Raw genomic sequence first — 14,002 nt, 5'->3', positions numbered from 1 at the left:
ACAGCTAGCCGGCCTGTTTTTGGTCTTCATTGTTCCGGCTCAAATACAACAATGTGCAATCCGTCCAGATGTGGCGCCATGAATGACCCGTCCGCCGCATCGCCCGGCCCGTTGCCGACGATTCCCCCGCTCGTCGCATTGGCGATGCGTCCCCTGCCTCTGCTGCCTTTGCAGCTCGTGCTCGGCGGCGTCCTGCGGCGCATCCACCGGCGCAACCCAGCGATATTCGACCGGCTCGGCGCGCATGCGCGCGCGCGGTTCGGCATCAAGCCGACCGATCTGCCCTTTGCCTTCGTGGTCGAGGCGACGCCGCCGCGGCTGTCCGTCGTGCGCGAGCTGCCGAAGGGCCTGGATGCGCGCATCTCGGCCTCGCTCGCCAATCTCCTGGCTCTGCTCGAAGGCAAGGTCGACGGCGATGCCTTGATGTTCTCGCGCGAGCTCGTCATCGAGGGCGATGTCGAGGCGGTGCTGGCGCTGCGCAATGCGATCGACGACGCCCAGCTCGATCTCGCCGCCGAACTGTCCTCGCTGTTCGGCCCGCTGGGCGTGCCGGCGAGGCGCGCCTGCGAGGCCGTCCGCGGTCATGTGATCGGCTCATCGAGACATAGCGAGCAATCGAGATGATGGAATTGATCTGTCCCGCCGGGACGCCGGCGGCGCTGAAGAGCGCCATCGACGCCGGCGCCGACGCGATCTATTGCGGCTTCAACGACGAGACCAACGCCCGCAACTTTCCCGGCCTGAATTTCAGCCGCGACGAGCTGCGCAAGGCAATCGCGCTCGCGCATGACTGCGGCGCCAAGATCCTGGTGGCCATCAACACCTTTCCGCGCGCCGGCGCCGTCGACATCTGGCATCGCGCCGTGGATGATGCTGTGAGTGCCGGCGCCGACGCACTGATCCTCGCCGACATCGGATTGATGGACTACACGGCGCGGCGCCACCCGAACCAGCGTTTGCACGTCTCGGTCCAGGCCGCGGCCGCGAATCCGGATGCCATCGCCTTCTATGCCGAGAATTTCGGGGCGCGGCGCGTCGTGCTGCCGCGCGTCCTGAGCGTGCCGGAGATCGCCGAGATCACCCGGGAGTCCGCCTGCGAGACCGAGGTCTTCGTGTTCGGCGGCCTCTGCGTGATGGCCGAGGGGCGCTGCTCGCTGTCGTCCTACGCCACCGGCAAGTCGCCGAACATGCAAGGCGTCTGCTCGCCGCCGAGCCATGTGACCTACGAACAGACCGCGGAGGGGACGAAGTCCAGCCTCGGCGGCTTCGCCATCAACCGGTTCGGAACGAGCGAGCCCGCCGGCTATCCGACGCTGTGCAAGGGCCGTTTCTCGACCGCGCAGGGCGCCGGTTACATTTTCGAGGATCCCGTCAGCCTGGACGCCACCACGCTGCTCAGGGGCCTGCGCGATGCCGGGGTCACGGCGCTCAAGATCGAGGGACGCCAGCGCGGCCGCGCCTATGTCGAAAGCGTGGTGCGCCATTTCCGTCACGCGCTCGCGGCGCTCGAGAGCGGCAGCGAGGCGGATATTGCGAGCCTGAAGCCGTTCACCGAAGGCCAGGCCTCCACGCTCGGCGCCTATCGCAAGACCTGGCGCTAGTCTTTCGAAACATGTGAGCTCAAGCGATGCAACTCAGCCTCGGTCCAGTTCTGTACAATTGGGCGCCGGAACGCTGGCGCGACTTCTATTTCCGTATCGCCGAGGAAGCGCCGGTCGACATCGTATCGGTCGGCGAGATCGTCTGCTCGAAGCGGTCGCCGTTCTTCGCCGACCACATCCCGGCCGTGGTCGAGCGGCTGCAGAAGGCAGGCAAGCAGGTGCTGCTGGGCTCGCTGATCCTGGTCTCGCTGCGGCGCGAGCGCCGCCAGACCGAAGAGCTCGCTTCGGCCGAAGGCGCGCTGGTCGAGGTGAACGATCTGACCTGTCTCAGGGCGCTCGCAGGCCGGCCGCATGCCATCGGGCCCTTCGTCAACATCTACAACGAGGCGAGCGCGGCCTTTCACGCCGCGCATGGGGCGGGGCGCATCTGCCTGCCGCCCGAGTTGCCGCTGGCCTCGGTGGCGGCGATCGCGAAGGCCGTTCCCGATGTCACGATCGAGGTGTTCGCGTTCGGCAGGGTGCCGCTGGCGATCTCGGCCCGCTGCTATCATGCGCGCCTTCACAAGCTCGCCAAGGACAATTGCCGCTTCGTCTGCGAGAAGGATCCGGATGGTCTGCTCCTGAAAACGCTGGAGCAGCAGGAGTTTCTGACCATCAACGGCGTGCAGACGCTGTCTCACACTTGCGCCAATCTGCTGGGCGAGGCCGAACTGTTGCGCCAGAGCAAAGTCGGCTCGCTGCGCCTGTCGCCGCAGGATTGCGACATGGTCGCCGTCGCCAGGATTTTTCGCGACGTGCTCGACGGTCGCGACGATGTCGATGGCGGCAACCGCCGGCTTGCGGCGGCCTATCCTGGTGTGCCGTTCTCGAACGGGTTCCTGTGGGCAGAGCCAGGTCACCTCTATCGTCAGGCCCGATCAGGGGATGCGCAAGGTGCGGTGTCGCAGATCGGGGTCGTCTCACCCGGATAGGGCTACGGTCGTCCGGACCATCCCAGGAACAGTTTCGGCGGCGCTCCGTTAGCGCAGCGAGCTTCCCGGGAGTTGTCCATGACCGATTATCCAAAGCCTCCTTATCCACCGCAACAGCAACCGATGCCCGGTTCGACGCGGGCGATGCAGCCGCGGCCGGACCACGGCGAGGAGAGTTACAAGGGCGCCGGACGCCTGGCCGGAAAGAAGGCGCTGATCACCGGCGGCGACAGCGGCATCGGCCGCGCGGTCGCGATCGCCTACGCGCGCGAAGGCGCCGACATCGTCATCTCTTATCTGAACGAGGACGAGGATGCGGCCGAGGTCAAGGCGCTGGTGGAGCGGGAGCGGCGCAAGGTCGTCCTGATCCCCGGCGATATCAGCAATCCCGACCACTGCCGGTCGATCGTGCGTCGCACCGTGGAGGAGCTCGGCGGCATCGATATCCTGGTCAACAATGCGGCACATCAGGCCACGTTCAAGGATATCGCCGACATCAGCGACGAGGAATGGCAGCTCACGTTCGCGACCAACATCCACGCCATGTTCTATTTGACCAAGGCCGCTGTCCCGCACATGCGGCCAGGCGCTGCCATCATCAACACCGCGTCGGTGAACTCGGACATGCCAAATCCGACGCTGCTGGCTTACGCCACCACCAAGGGCGCCATCCAGAATTTCACCGGTGGGCTTGCCCAGATGCTTGCCGAGAAGGGTATTCGGGTCAACGCCGTTGCTCCGGGGCCGATCTGGACGCCGCTGATCCCGTCGACCATGCCTGAGGACAGGGTCAAGAACTTCGGCAAGCAGGTCCCGATGCAGCGCGCCGGTCAGCCGGCCGAGCTCGCAACGGCTTATGTCATGCTGGCCGATCCGCTCTCGAGCTACACCTCGGGAGCGACGCTCGCCGTCACCGGCGGGAAGCCGTTCATCTGACAGCATTAGGGCGATGTGAGACGAGGTCTAACACAAGAGTCGCGGCGCACTCCCTCGCCCGCTTGCGGGAGAGGGTCGGGGAGAGGGTGCATCCGCAATGGGACAATCCCCTAGAGGAGAAAGCCCTCACCCGCGCCTTAGGCGCGACCTCTCCCGCAAGCGGGAGAGGTGCCGGAGCCGCAGCAATCGATTCAACCAATCCATTCGGCTTTGCAACGCTTGCTCAAGCAGCGTCGGACGCCTTGGCGTTGACGCCCTTGCGCAGCGCTACCGTGTTCAGCTTGGTGTTGGCCGCCTTCTCCTCGTTCAGATTGGTCGTGAGGAAGCGCACGATGTCGTCGTGGCCGAGCTCTTCGGCCCAGGCGATCAGCGTGCCGTAGCGGCATATTTCGTAATGCTCCACCGCTTGCGCGTTGGCGACGATCGCGGCGTCGAGCACGGCCTTGTCCTCGATCTCACCGGCGGTCGCATCGGCTTCATCGATGAGGCCGTCGATGGCGGGACACTGCGTGCCGCTGGGCTGCTTGCCGAGCTTGGCGAACACCTTGTCGAGCCGTTCGACCTGCTTGTTGGTCTCGTCCAGATGCGCTTTCAGGCCTGCGGCGAGGTCCCTGTTGGTCGCCTTGTCGATCATCTTGGGCAGCGCTTTCAGGATCTGCTGTTCCGCGTAATAGATGTCCTGCAGCCCGTGCAGCAGCAGGTCTTCCATCGATTTGATGTCCTTGGTGAAGAAACCCATAAAAGACGCTCCTTTTCACAATGATGGCAGTGGAACGCTCTACGGCGGCAGCTGTTCCAATCGGTGGTGAAGACCAGGAGAGCCGAATGAACGACGGAATTGATCATCTTGCGGGCCTGCTCGGACGCGCGGCGATGGACGTGTGGGGCGACATGCCTCGCGACATCCAGGAGGCGCTGTTCGAGACCGCCATGAAGGGGCGCGAGACCGAGCGCGAGGAGCTTGCTCGGCTGCTGCATGAGCGGCATCCGCGCACAATTCACCCCGCCCGGCCGGGATGATGCAGGCAAGCGGAACGATCGTGCGGGCTCATGATTGGTAAACTGAGTGACGTCTCGCCGAATGGCTTCCGATCAGGCCGCGGCAGGCGCATCGCAGACCGTTGATCAAATCTGTGAGTCGATCGCCGTGACTGAGGTGAAAATCGGAAAATGGTACGACCCGATCTCGGAACGATGGATCGTGCCTCGCGAAATGCACGCCATCGTCCGATATGGTCGGCCCGGCGCCGAGAAGGTGGCGGAGGGGCACGAGCGAGGTGAGACGCAGCGGATCTGGCAGCTGCTGGTCGATTGCTGCGCGCGTGGATGATGCCGGCGGGCCCCCACGCCAGGCTTTGGCGCGCCGCTATGGCCGGGCAGCAATGGCCGTCATCTCGAGCTTGACGCCCGGACCGAGGTCGGCCACGCCGATTGCCGCGCGTGCCGGCAGATGAGCTTCTGCAAAGTGCGCTTTCCAGGCCGCGTTGAACGCTGCCTTCTCGTTGAGATCAGTCATGTAGATCGTCACCTGCAAGACGTGGGCTGGATCGGATCCGAGGGTCTTCAACAGCTGCGCCAGTTGGGCGAGCACGTCGTTGGCCTGGCCCGCCATATCGAGGCTGGTGTCCTCGGGGACGATGCCGCCGATGTAAAGCACGCCATTGTGCTCGACCACTTCGTGGAGCAGACCTTCATACGGCAAGACGCGTTTGATCATGAGACATCCGTTGTCGCTGTGAGAGCCGCGGCATATCGCACATTCCAGGCAAACGCGAGCGCCGGTGTCTGCGTATCGCCACCGCATGGTCCGGACCAGGGTTGCCAGGCGGTGCTCGCGCACGACAGCCCTGTCGGCGCTGATCTCGACGACATCCCGGGATGATCGGTATACTGCCACCTCGTGCCGGAACAAGGAACAGATGATGGACGATACGATTGGCTTTCCCGATCCCGGTCTTGACCTGTCGGACGGCTTCAGGCCGCACACCTCGCATTGGGGCGTGTTTTCGGCGCGTCAGGGCGCGGCCGGGCTGGAGGTCAGGGCCTATGCGGGCGACCCCGATCCGAACGGCATCATCGACAATTTTCCCGGTGCGCTCCGCCACCAGGCGCGCATCGCCCAGCCGGCGGTCCGCCGTGGCTGGCTCGAGCGCGGGCCGGGCCCCGACGATCGCCGCGGCCGCGATGAGTTCGTCCCGGTCAGCTGGGAGAAGGCGCTCGATCTGCTCGGCGACGAGCTCGGCCGCATCCGCGATACGCGCGGGCCGGGCGCCGTGTTCGGCGGCTCCTATGGCTGGTCGAGCGCCGGGCGCTTTCATCATGCCCAGAGCCAGGTGCATCGCTTTCTCAACATCGCGATGGGCGGCTATGTGCGCTCGGTGAACTCCTATTCGTCGGGGGCGTCCTCGGTGCTGCTGCCGCAGATTCTGGCGGGCTATGAGGACATCACCAAGCGCAACGTCACCTGGGAGCAGATCGCGGCCGAGACCGAGATCGTGCTGGCCTTCGGCGGCATGGCGCTGAAGAACTCCATGGTAGCCGGCGGCTCGATCAGCAAGCACGTCGAGCGCGGCGCGATGGCGGCGGCGCGGCGGCGCGGCTGCGAATTCATCCTGGTCAGCCCGCTGCGTGACGATCTGCCGGTGGAAGCTGGTGCGGAATGGATGAGTTGCGTGCCCGGCACCGACACCGCCTTGATGCTCGGCATCGTCCACACGCTGGTGAGCGAGGGGCTGCATGATCAGGCCTTCCTCGATCACTACACCGAAGGCTGGCCCGTCTTCCTGCGCTATCTCACCGGCGAGAGCGACGGGCAAGCCAAGCATGCCGAATGGGCTGCGGCCATCTCGGGCGTCGCGGCCGACACGATCCGGAAGCTGGCGCGCCGGCTCGCCGGAAAACGCGCGCTGATCACCGTCTCGCATTCGCTGCAGCGCGCCGAGCATGGCGAGCAGCCGGTATGGATGGGCATGGTGCTGGCGGCAGCCCTCGGCCAGATCGGCCTTCCCGGCGGCGGCTACGCCTATTCGCTCGGGGCGATCGGCTATTACGGCCGCCGTGTCAACGACGTGCCGGGACCGACGCTGGGGCAGGGCCGCAACGGCATCGCCGATTTCATTCCAGTGGCCCGCATCGCCGACATGCTGCTTAATCCCGGCACCACCTATCGTTACAACGGCGAGACGCGCACCTATCCCGATATCCGTCTCGTCTATTGGGCCGGCGGCAATCCGTTCCATCATCATCAGGATCTCAACCGCCTGCGCAAGGCCTTTGCGCAGCTCGACACCTTCGTCGTGCACGAGCTGGCCTGGACTGCCACGGCCCGGCATGCCGACATCGTGCTGCCCGCGACGATGACGCTGGAGCGCGAGGACATCGGCTATTCCACCAACGACCCCCTCATGGTCGCCATGCACCGGATCGCCGAGCCGTTCGGTCTTGCGCGCGACGATTACGACATCTTCGCCGATCTCGCCGAGCGTCTAGGGGCCCGTGAACCCTTCACCGAGGGGCGCACGTCGCGGCAATGGCTGGAGCATCTCTACGAGCCGACCCGCGCCTCGCTCGCCAGGCGCGGCCTGGAGGCGCCGAGTTTCGACGAATTCTGGGCGCGCGGCAGCCTGGTCGTGCCGCAGCAGCCCGACGACGGCGGCCGGCTGCGCCGCTTCCGCGAGGATCCCGTCAATCACGCGCTGCCGACGCCGAGCGGCCGCATCGAGATCTATTCGGCCAAGATCGCGGCCCATGGCGACGCCGATTGTCCGGGGCATCCGGTCTGGCTGGAGAAGTCCGACACGCCGAAGCCCGGCTCGCCGTGCTTCCTGGTCGCCAATCAACCGGTGACGCGCCTGCACAGCCAGCTCGATTTCGGCGGGCATTCGCTTAGCTCGAAACATCGCGGCCGCGAGGTGGCGCGCATGAACCCGGTCGACGCGGATGCGCGCGGCATCGGGGATGGCGACATCATCCGCCTGTTCAACGCGCGCGGCGCCTGCCTGGCCGCAGTCCACGTCACCGACGGCATCGCCGCTGGCGTCGTGCAGCTTCCGACCGGCGCCTGGTACGATCCGATGGATCCGGAAGACGAGGCGCCGCTCTGCGTTCACGGCAATCCCAACGTGCTCACCCGCGACGTCGGCACCTCGTCCCTGGCGCAGGGCTGCACCGGTCAGCTGACGACGGTCGAGGTGGAGAAGTTCACCGGCAATCTGCCGCCGATCCGCGCGTTCGATCCGGCATAGGGCTAATGGAACCGCTGCGGCGCACGGCCGATTTGGAAGGGCAGGCGGTCATGCCGATGCCGCCTTCCACGGATACGAGTGCCGGTACTGCAATCAAACGAGGAGAACCGAGATGATCCGCAAGGCAACGGCAGTCTGGAAGGGCACCGGTCGCGATGGCACGGGCCATTTGACGAGCGAATCCGGCGTGCTGGCGCAGACCCCCTATTCGTTCAAGACCCGGTTCGAGAACGAGAAGGGCACCAATCCCGAGGAATTGATCGCGGCCGCCCATGCCGGTTGCTTTACGATGGCGCTGGCCTTCGGCCTCCAGATGGCCGGTTTCACGCCGGACGAGCTCTCGACCGAAGCCGCCGTGACCCTCGAGCCCGAAGGCAAGGGCTTCAAGATCAGCAAGTCCGCGCTGACGCTGCGTGCCAAGGTGCCGAACCTCGACGAGGCAGCCTTTGCCAAGTTCGCCGGCGAGGCCGAGAAGAACTGCCCGGTGTCGAAGGTGCTCAACGCCGCGATCACGCTCGACGCCAAGCTGGGCTAAGGCGGGGGCTCGTTACGGGCCCACGGTTCGAGGAACCGGCCGGGCAGGCATGCAAGGCATGGCTTTCGGCCGGGCGGCCGAAAGCATATGTTGCGGCAGATGTCGAACGTAAAGCAATCGGGAGCGGACAGATGACGACAGAGCGCGCAGTTTTGGCCGGAGGCTGCTTCTGGGGCATGCAGGATCTGATCCGCAAGCAGCCGGGCGTGATCTCCACCCGGGTCGGCTACACCGGCGGACACGTCAAGAACGCCACCTACCGCAATCACGAAGGCCACGCCGAGGCGATCGAGATCATGTTTGATCCGGCCAGGACCAGCTTCCGGACCATGCTGGAGTTCTTTTTCCAGATCCACGATCCCACCACGCTCAATCGCCAGGGCAACGATCTCGGCACGAGCTACCGCTCGGCGATCTTCTACACCAGCGAGGAGCAGAAAAGGATCGCCGAAGACACCATCGCCGACGTCGAGGCGTCGGGCCTCTGGCCGGGCAAGGTGGTGACCGAGGTCGCGCCTGCTGGCGAGTTCTGGCAGGCCGAGCCGGAGCATCAGGATTATCTCGAACGTTATCCGGACGGCTACACCTGCCACTTCATCCGGCCCGGCTGGAAGCTGCCCCGCCGCGCGGCTGCGGTGGGCGGCTAGCTCGCCGTGCCCTGACGTGCGCTTGTCGTGACGATCGGCGCTGACAGCGTGACGAGGCCCATCAGCGCTGCCAGCAGCCCGAATGCCGCTGGCAGCCCGCCAATCTGTGCGATGAAGCCGACGCCGGCCGGACCGATGAGGACCCCGGCATAGCCCGCGGTCGTGACGGCCGCGACGGCCAGGCCGGCGGGCATCACCGTTTGCCGCGCCGCCCGGCGGAACAGCACCGGCACGAGGTTCGACGCGCCGAGCCCGATCAACAGGAAACCACCGATGGCAAGTGCTGCAACGGGCGCGGTGAGCAGCATCACGAAGCCCGCGATCGCGATTAGGCTGCCCCACAGCAACGTCGCGCGGTCTCCGATGCGGGCAACGACGGCGTCGCCGCCGAGCCGGCCCACCGTCATCGCGATCGAGAACACGATGTAGCCGGCGCCGCCCTGCGCCTCGGTGACGAGCCCGGCGCCGATCACGAGCAGCGCGCCCCAATCCAGCATCGCGCCTTCGACCAGGAAGGTGATGGCGCCGAGCAGCGCGAGCAGCAGCACCGATCCGTGCGGCAGCACGAACAGCGGGCCCTCCTGTACCTGCACCGAGCGGAGCAGGCGCGGCGCGGTCACGGCCATCGCGATCAGCATCAGCACGGAGCAGATCAGCGTGCAGGCGAGCGTGCCGAATTGCAGCGAGAGCAGCGCCGTCATCAGCGCGGCTCCGGCGAAGCCCCCGATGCTGAACAGCGCGTGGAAGCCGGACATCAGCGGGCGTTTCGCGGCGCGCTCCACCTTCACGGCATGGATGTTCATGGCGACGTCGATCGAGCCGAGCGCGGCGCCAAACGCGAACAGGGCCAGCGCAAGCGTCGCGGGCGAGTCTGCGACCGCGAGCAGGGGCAGGACCAGCGCCAGGCCGAACCCGCCCGCGATGATGATCGGCCTGCTGCCGTAGCGCGCGCTCACGATCCCGGTCAGCAGCATCGCGACCACCGAGCCGATGCCGAGGCTGAGCAGGAGCAGACCGAGCACGCCGTCGTCGACGCCGAGCCGCGTCTTCGCGAACGGCACCAGCGGCGCCCAGCATGCGATGCCGAAGCCGGCAACGAGGAAGGCAAGCCGGGTCGCAAGGCGTGTCGCCGGCCGGTCGGCAGAGGACAATGGAATCTCCGGGGGGAACAGAGGCGGGAGGAATGACAAGCCCGAAGATTGTTGCGACTTTATGTCGGCGGCAGCTCGTTGGCTCTGTGTCGCCCCATGTCAATCCGCCTCGTCAAAAATATTCCACTTTACCGAAATTCGGTTTTGACGTATGTATCGCCCATCCCGGCTCAACCAGGAGGGGCGATCTCGAGGTCGTCTTGATCGCGAGCCGGGCTTGCGGTGGACGCGGCAGCGTCGGCACGAGAGGTGCGGGCAGGGCGGGTAGTCCCTGTGAGTCCGTGGCCGCGTGCGGACGACGGCGCTGCTAGGCTTCGTCTCGCTCGTAAGTTTCCGGCTTCGTCGACGAGGCACGGGAATACTGCAGCGACATGGCGGGCCGTGCGTACGGCAAAACCGTGTGGTCCTGGCCGTCGTTGCTACGGTCAAGCCTACCGCGGAGGTGCGAGCGAGCCCAACCGGGCAGACTGCATCATCCAATCCGCGGGGCGAGGGAGGCCAGAAGGACATTCGGCTCCCGGGAGAGCGCGGCATAAGCCGTCCGACCATCGCGCAGGGAAGGCCGAGTGATCGGCACCCACCTGTATGCTGCTGTGCGGTTCTTCTGCGTGTGCATTTTGCGCAGCAGACCGCGGGTGCGTTGTCAGCACCCGGCCTTCCCTGCGCCCTCTTGGATTTGAGGGTGGAGACGCAAGCAAAGCTCGGGCGAAACGCGCCGCGAGAATGCGAAGGCGCGTCTGCGAGTTCAGATGCAGTTGGAAGAGCGATGTCGTTTCCTCATACTCCGTCATTGCGAGCGCAGCGAAGCAATCCAGAGTTTTTCCGCGGAGGGATTCTGGATTGCTTCGCTGCGCTCGCAATGACGACTGAGACAGCGCGCCGCCCACCGCTCTCGTGCCCCGGACGCAGCGCAGCGCTTCCCCGGCGATGCGAGCATCGTCCGGTGCGCTGCGCTGCAGAGCCGGGGTCCATGTCGCGGCGTGTCGCCCTGGGTCCCGGCTCTGCGCCGCAACGCTCGCGCGCTGCGGCTTGTCCGGGACACGACAGGGCGGCAGAGGGGCCACTCACTTGCAGATGACGTCGTCGGGAGAGCGTAAGCTCGGCGGGGGACGTTGTTAACCCGCCAGGATCCGCCGGCAGGCATCGACGAAGACCTCTGCGCCGGTGACGATATCGGCGTCGGCGGTGTTCTCGGTCCAGTGATGGCTGATGCCGCCGATCGATGGCACGAACAGCATGCCCGCGGGCATCACGGTCGCGAGCATCTGCGCATCGTGGCCGGCGCCACTGGGCATGCGAACGCATCGTCCACCGGCCATGGCCTTGGTTGCGGCTTCGATCGCATCCTGAAAGCCTGCGTTCATCATGGCGGGCGCGCCGGTGCGCAGCTTCTCGACGGTGACGGTGCACGGGCCGCTCGCGCTGGCATCATTCGCCATGGTCCGCAGCAGCTGCTCCAGCCTGGCAATTACGGCGGGATCGTCGTCGCGGATCTGGAACAGCATCTCGGCGCCGCCCGGAATGATGCTCGGCGCGCCCGGATCGAGCGTAATCCGCCCGGTGGTCCAGACCGTGCGCGGACCGCAGGCGGCCGGAAAACGTTCGTCGATCGCCACGCAGAACTTGGCGAGCGCGAGCCCCGCATCCTTGCGCACCGCCATGCGCGTGGTGCCGGCGTGGTTTTGCTCGCCGACAAAGTTGATCTGGTACTGCCAGATGCCGACGATGGACGTCACGACGCCAATCGCGAGCTTGCCGCTTTCGAGCGTGTCGCCCTGCTCGATGTGAGCTTCCAGATATCCGACGTGCCGTCCCGGTTCGGTGGTGATGCGCCGGCGTCCCGCGAGGCCCATGTCGGCAAGTGCTTCGCGCATGGTGCGGCCGCTGGTGCGGTCGCGCGCGGCGTCGATGTCGGCTTCGGTGACCTGGCCGACATAGGAGCGCGAGCCGAGGAAATGGCCGAAATGTCCCTCCTCGTCGCACCAGGCGGCGACTTCCACCGCGCCATTGAAGGAAGGATCGGTGTTCAGCACGCGCGCAGCTTCCAGCGCGTAGACGACGCCAAGCGGGCCGTCGAGCCAGCCGGCGTAATTCTGGCTTTCCAGATGCGAGCCTGCCAGCAGCTTCGGCCCGGGCTTGGCGCTGGTGCCGAAGACATTGCCGATGCCGTCCACGGCCGCGGAGAGATTGGCCTCTGGCAGCTTCTGCACGAGCCATTCCAGCGAAAGCCTGTGCGGCTCGGAGAAGGTCGGCTTGTGCACGCCACTCTTGTAGGCGCCAAAGGCGCGCAGCGCATGGAGATCGGCAAGCACGCGATGTCCGTCGGCGCGAGTGTCAGGCATGTTCGGCAACCCTGAGCGCTTCGGTGCGGATCTCCTCGACCAGCCGTTCCTTGAGCTGGACGAATTCCGGCGTCGTCTTGATCTTGTAGGAGCGCGGATGCGGCAGGTCCACATCGATTTCGGCCTTGATGCGGCCGGGGCGCGCGCTCATGACGATGACGCGGCTGCCGAGGAAGATGGCTTCCTCGATGTCGTGGGTGACGAACAGCACCGTTTTCTGGTCGCGTTCCCAGATCCCCAGCAGCATCTCCTGCATCAAGGCGCGGGTCTGGTTGTCGAGCGCGCCGAACGGCTCGTCGAGCAGCAGGATCTTGGGATCGTTGGCGAGCGCACGCGCGATCGCCGTGCGCTGCTGCATGCCGCCGGAGAGCTGTTTCGGCCAATGATTCTCGAAGCCGGACAGCCCGACCTGGCGGATGAAGGCATCGGCGATCCCATGGCGCTCCGCCTCGGCCACGCCGCGCTCGCGCAGGCCGAAGGCGATGTTCTCGCGCACGGTGAGCCAGGGAAACAGCGTGTAGGACTGGAACACCATGCCGCGATCGGCACCGGGGCCGGCCACCTCGCGCCCGTCGAGCGTGACGCGCCCGCTGGTCGGACGGTCGAGGCCGGCGACGATGCGCAGCAGGGTGGACTTGCCGCAGCCGGAGGGGCCGAGGATGGTGACGAAGTCATTGTTGCCGATGACGAGGTCGGTCGGCTCCAGCGCCCTGGTCGGCGCGTTGCCGTGGCGCGCCGGGAAGGTGCGCGAGACCTGCTCGATCTTGAGGATCGTCATGCCAGCCTCCACGGAAACAGCCAGGCGTTGAAGGCCTTGAACAGGAAGTCCGAGAGCAGGCCGATCAGCCCGATCACGATGATCCCGAAGATGATCTGACCGGTGTTGAGCAAGGCCTGGCTGTCGGTGATCATGTGCCCGATGCCCGAGGAGGAGCCGATCAGCTCGGCGACGATGACATAGGTCCAGGCCCAGCCCAGCACCAGCCGCAGGATCTCGGCGATCTCGGGCGCGGAGGAGGGCAGCAGCACGCGGCGGATGATGCCGCGATCGCTCGCTCCAAGCGTATAGGCGGCCTCGACCAAATCGCGCCGCGTCGCGCCGACGGTCACGGCGACCATCAGGATGACCTGAAACACCGAGCCGATGAAGATGACGAGCAGCTTCTGCAATTCGCCGATCCCGGCCCACAGGATCAGCAGCGGGATGAAGGCGGAAGCGGGCAAATAGCGGGCGAACGAGACGAACGGCTCGAGGAAGGCTTCGACCGGCTTGTAGGCGCCCATCAGCACGCCGAGCGGCACCGCGATGACCGCGGCGAGCGCAAAACCGCCGACGACGCGCCAGATCGTCATGCCGATGTCGTAGACGAAGCCTTGCTTGGCGAGGAGGTCATAGCCTTCCTGCACCATGGTCAGGGGATTGGCGAGGAAGGTCTTCGAGACGTAGCCGCCGAGCGTCGCCCATGACCACAGGGCAACGAACAGCACGAAGAACGCAAGGCCATAGGCCACGCGCTGCTTCGATGTAACAGGATCCAGGGGACGCATCGACGATTATCCGGGCAGTGAACGGAT

The 14,002-nt window shown here is 66.0% G+C and carries 15 protein-coding genes; 9 read left to right on the top strand and 6 right to left on the bottom strand.

Going from position 1 to position 14,002, the window contains the following annotated elements; all coding sequences use genetic code 11:
• The first annotated feature begins 78 nt into the window (after nucleotides 1-78).
• From ubiT to K410_RS0127395, 4 genes are all read left to right on the top strand, one after another.
• Nucleotides 79-624, top strand: coding sequence for a ubiquinone anaerobic biosynthesis accessory factor UbiT (gene ubiT, locus K410_RS0127410; RefSeq protein ID WP_028137836.1), 546 nt, complete (start codon nucleotides 79-81; stop codon nucleotides 622-624).
• A complete protein-coding gene (gene ubiU, locus K410_RS0127405; RefSeq protein ID WP_028137835.1) occupies nucleotides 624-1,601 on the top strand; it encodes a ubiquinone anaerobic biosynthesis protein UbiU in 978 nt (325 codons plus the stop codon). Before ubiT ends, ubiU begins: the two co-directional genes overlap by 1 nt.
• A 26-nt stretch (nucleotides 1,602-1,627) precedes the next feature.
• Nucleotides 1,628-2,572 carry a ubiquinone anaerobic biosynthesis protein UbiV gene (ubiV, locus tag K410_RS0127400; RefSeq protein ID WP_028137834.1) on the top strand — a complete coding sequence of 315 codons (945 nt, stop codon included), beginning with the start codon at nucleotides 1,628-1,630 and terminating at the stop codon, nucleotides 2,570-2,572.
• A 78-nt stretch (nucleotides 2,573-2,650) separates the two neighbouring features.
• Nucleotides 2,651-3,508, top strand: a complete 858-nt coding sequence (locus K410_RS0127395; RefSeq protein WP_028137833.1) for an SDR family oxidoreductase — start codon at nucleotides 2,651-2,653, stop codon at nucleotides 3,506-3,508.
• 223 nt (nucleotides 3,509-3,731) lie between these two features.
• Here K410_RS0127395 and K410_RS0127390 read toward each other — a convergent pair whose 3' ends face one another.
• Nucleotides 3,732-4,247, bottom strand: a complete 516-nt coding sequence (locus tag K410_RS0127390; protein WP_028137832.1) for a YciE/YciF ferroxidase family protein — start codon at nucleotides 4,245-4,247, stop codon at nucleotides 3,732-3,734.
• Nucleotides 4,248-4,333: 86 nt separating this feature from the next.
• On the opposite strand from K410_RS0127390, the gene K410_RS0127385 reads away from it, so the two are divergent.
• Both K410_RS0127385 and K410_RS37335 read left to right on the top strand, forming a co-directional pair.
• Nucleotides 4,334-4,528, top strand: a complete 195-nt coding sequence (locus K410_RS0127385; RefSeq protein ID WP_028137831.1) for a hypothetical protein — start codon at nucleotides 4,334-4,336, stop codon at nucleotides 4,526-4,528.
• 61 nt (nucleotides 4,529-4,589) lie between these two features.
• Nucleotides 4,590-4,838 (top strand): hypothetical protein, encoded by a 249-nt coding sequence (locus K410_RS37335; RefSeq protein ID WP_049820340.1) that lies wholly within the window; start codon nucleotides 4,590-4,592, stop codon nucleotides 4,836-4,838.
• A gap of 36 nt (nucleotides 4,839-4,874) precedes the next feature.
• Here the strand turns inward: K410_RS37335 and K410_RS0127375 are convergent, their stop codons facing one another.
• Nucleotides 4,875-5,225, bottom strand: a complete 351-nt coding sequence (locus K410_RS0127375; RefSeq protein WP_028137830.1) for a RidA family protein — start codon at nucleotides 5,223-5,225, stop codon at nucleotides 4,875-4,877.
• A 205-nt stretch (nucleotides 5,226-5,430) separates the two neighbouring features.
• Here K410_RS0127375 and K410_RS0127370 point away from each other — a divergent pair, with 205 nt between their 5' ends.
• From K410_RS0127370 to msrA, 3 genes are all read left to right on the top strand, one after another.
• The gene (locus K410_RS0127370) at nucleotides 5,431-7,752 is read left to right on the top strand and encodes a molybdopterin guanine dinucleotide-containing S/N-oxide reductase (protein WP_028137829.1); all 2,322 of its coding nucleotides are present in this window, start codon (nucleotides 5,431-5,433) and stop codon (nucleotides 7,750-7,752) included.
• 112 nt (nucleotides 7,753-7,864) lie between these two features.
• The gene (locus K410_RS0127365) at nucleotides 7,865-8,287 is read left to right on the top strand and encodes an OsmC family protein (RefSeq protein WP_028137828.1); all 423 of its coding nucleotides are present in this window, start codon (nucleotides 7,865-7,867) and stop codon (nucleotides 8,285-8,287) included.
• A gap of 131 nt (nucleotides 8,288-8,418) precedes the next feature.
• Nucleotides 8,419-8,934 carry a peptide-methionine (S)-S-oxide reductase MsrA gene (gene msrA / locus K410_RS0127360; RefSeq protein ID WP_028137827.1) on the top strand — a complete coding sequence of 172 codons (516 nt, stop codon included), beginning with the start codon at nucleotides 8,419-8,421 and terminating at the stop codon, nucleotides 8,932-8,934.
• Here the strand turns inward: msrA and K410_RS0127355 are convergent.
• The 4 genes from K410_RS0127355 to K410_RS0127340 form a co-directional block, all read right to left on the bottom strand.
• On the bottom strand, nucleotides 8,931-10,085 hold the full coding sequence (locus tag K410_RS0127355; protein ID WP_028137826.1) for an MFS transporter: 1,155 nt from the start codon (nucleotides 10,083-10,085) through the stop codon (nucleotides 8,931-8,933). The genes msrA and K410_RS0127355 overlap by 4 nt on opposite strands.
• Before the next feature lie 1,115 nt (nucleotides 10,086-11,200).
• Nucleotides 11,201-12,427, bottom strand: a complete 1,227-nt coding sequence (locus K410_RS0127350) for a Zn-dependent hydrolase (RefSeq protein ID WP_028137825.1) — start codon at nucleotides 12,425-12,427, stop codon at nucleotides 11,201-11,203.
• Complete coding sequence (locus K410_RS0127345) at nucleotides 12,420-13,205, bottom strand: ABC transporter ATP-binding protein (protein WP_028137824.1); 786 nt, start codon at nucleotides 13,203-13,205, stop codon at nucleotides 12,420-12,422. Before K410_RS0127345 ends, K410_RS0127350 begins: the two co-directional genes overlap by 8 nt.
• Nucleotides 13,202-13,975 carry an ABC transporter permease gene (locus K410_RS0127340; protein ID WP_028137823.1) on the bottom strand — a complete coding sequence of 258 codons (774 nt, stop codon included), beginning with the start codon at nucleotides 13,973-13,975 and terminating at the stop codon, nucleotides 13,202-13,204. The genes K410_RS0127345 and K410_RS0127340 overlap by 4 nt, the downstream gene beginning before the upstream one ends.
• Nucleotides 13,976-14,002 lie beyond the last annotated feature (27 nt).

This window comes from Bradyrhizobium sp. 22 (assembly GCF_000482425.1).
In the GTDB taxonomy this organism is placed as follows: Bacteria; Pseudomonadota; Alphaproteobacteria; order Rhizobiales; family Xanthobacteraceae; genus Bradyrhizobium; species Bradyrhizobium japonicum_B.
The sequence above is the reverse complement of the archived record's forward strand: the minus strand, read 5'-3'. Positions and strand labels throughout refer to the sequence as shown.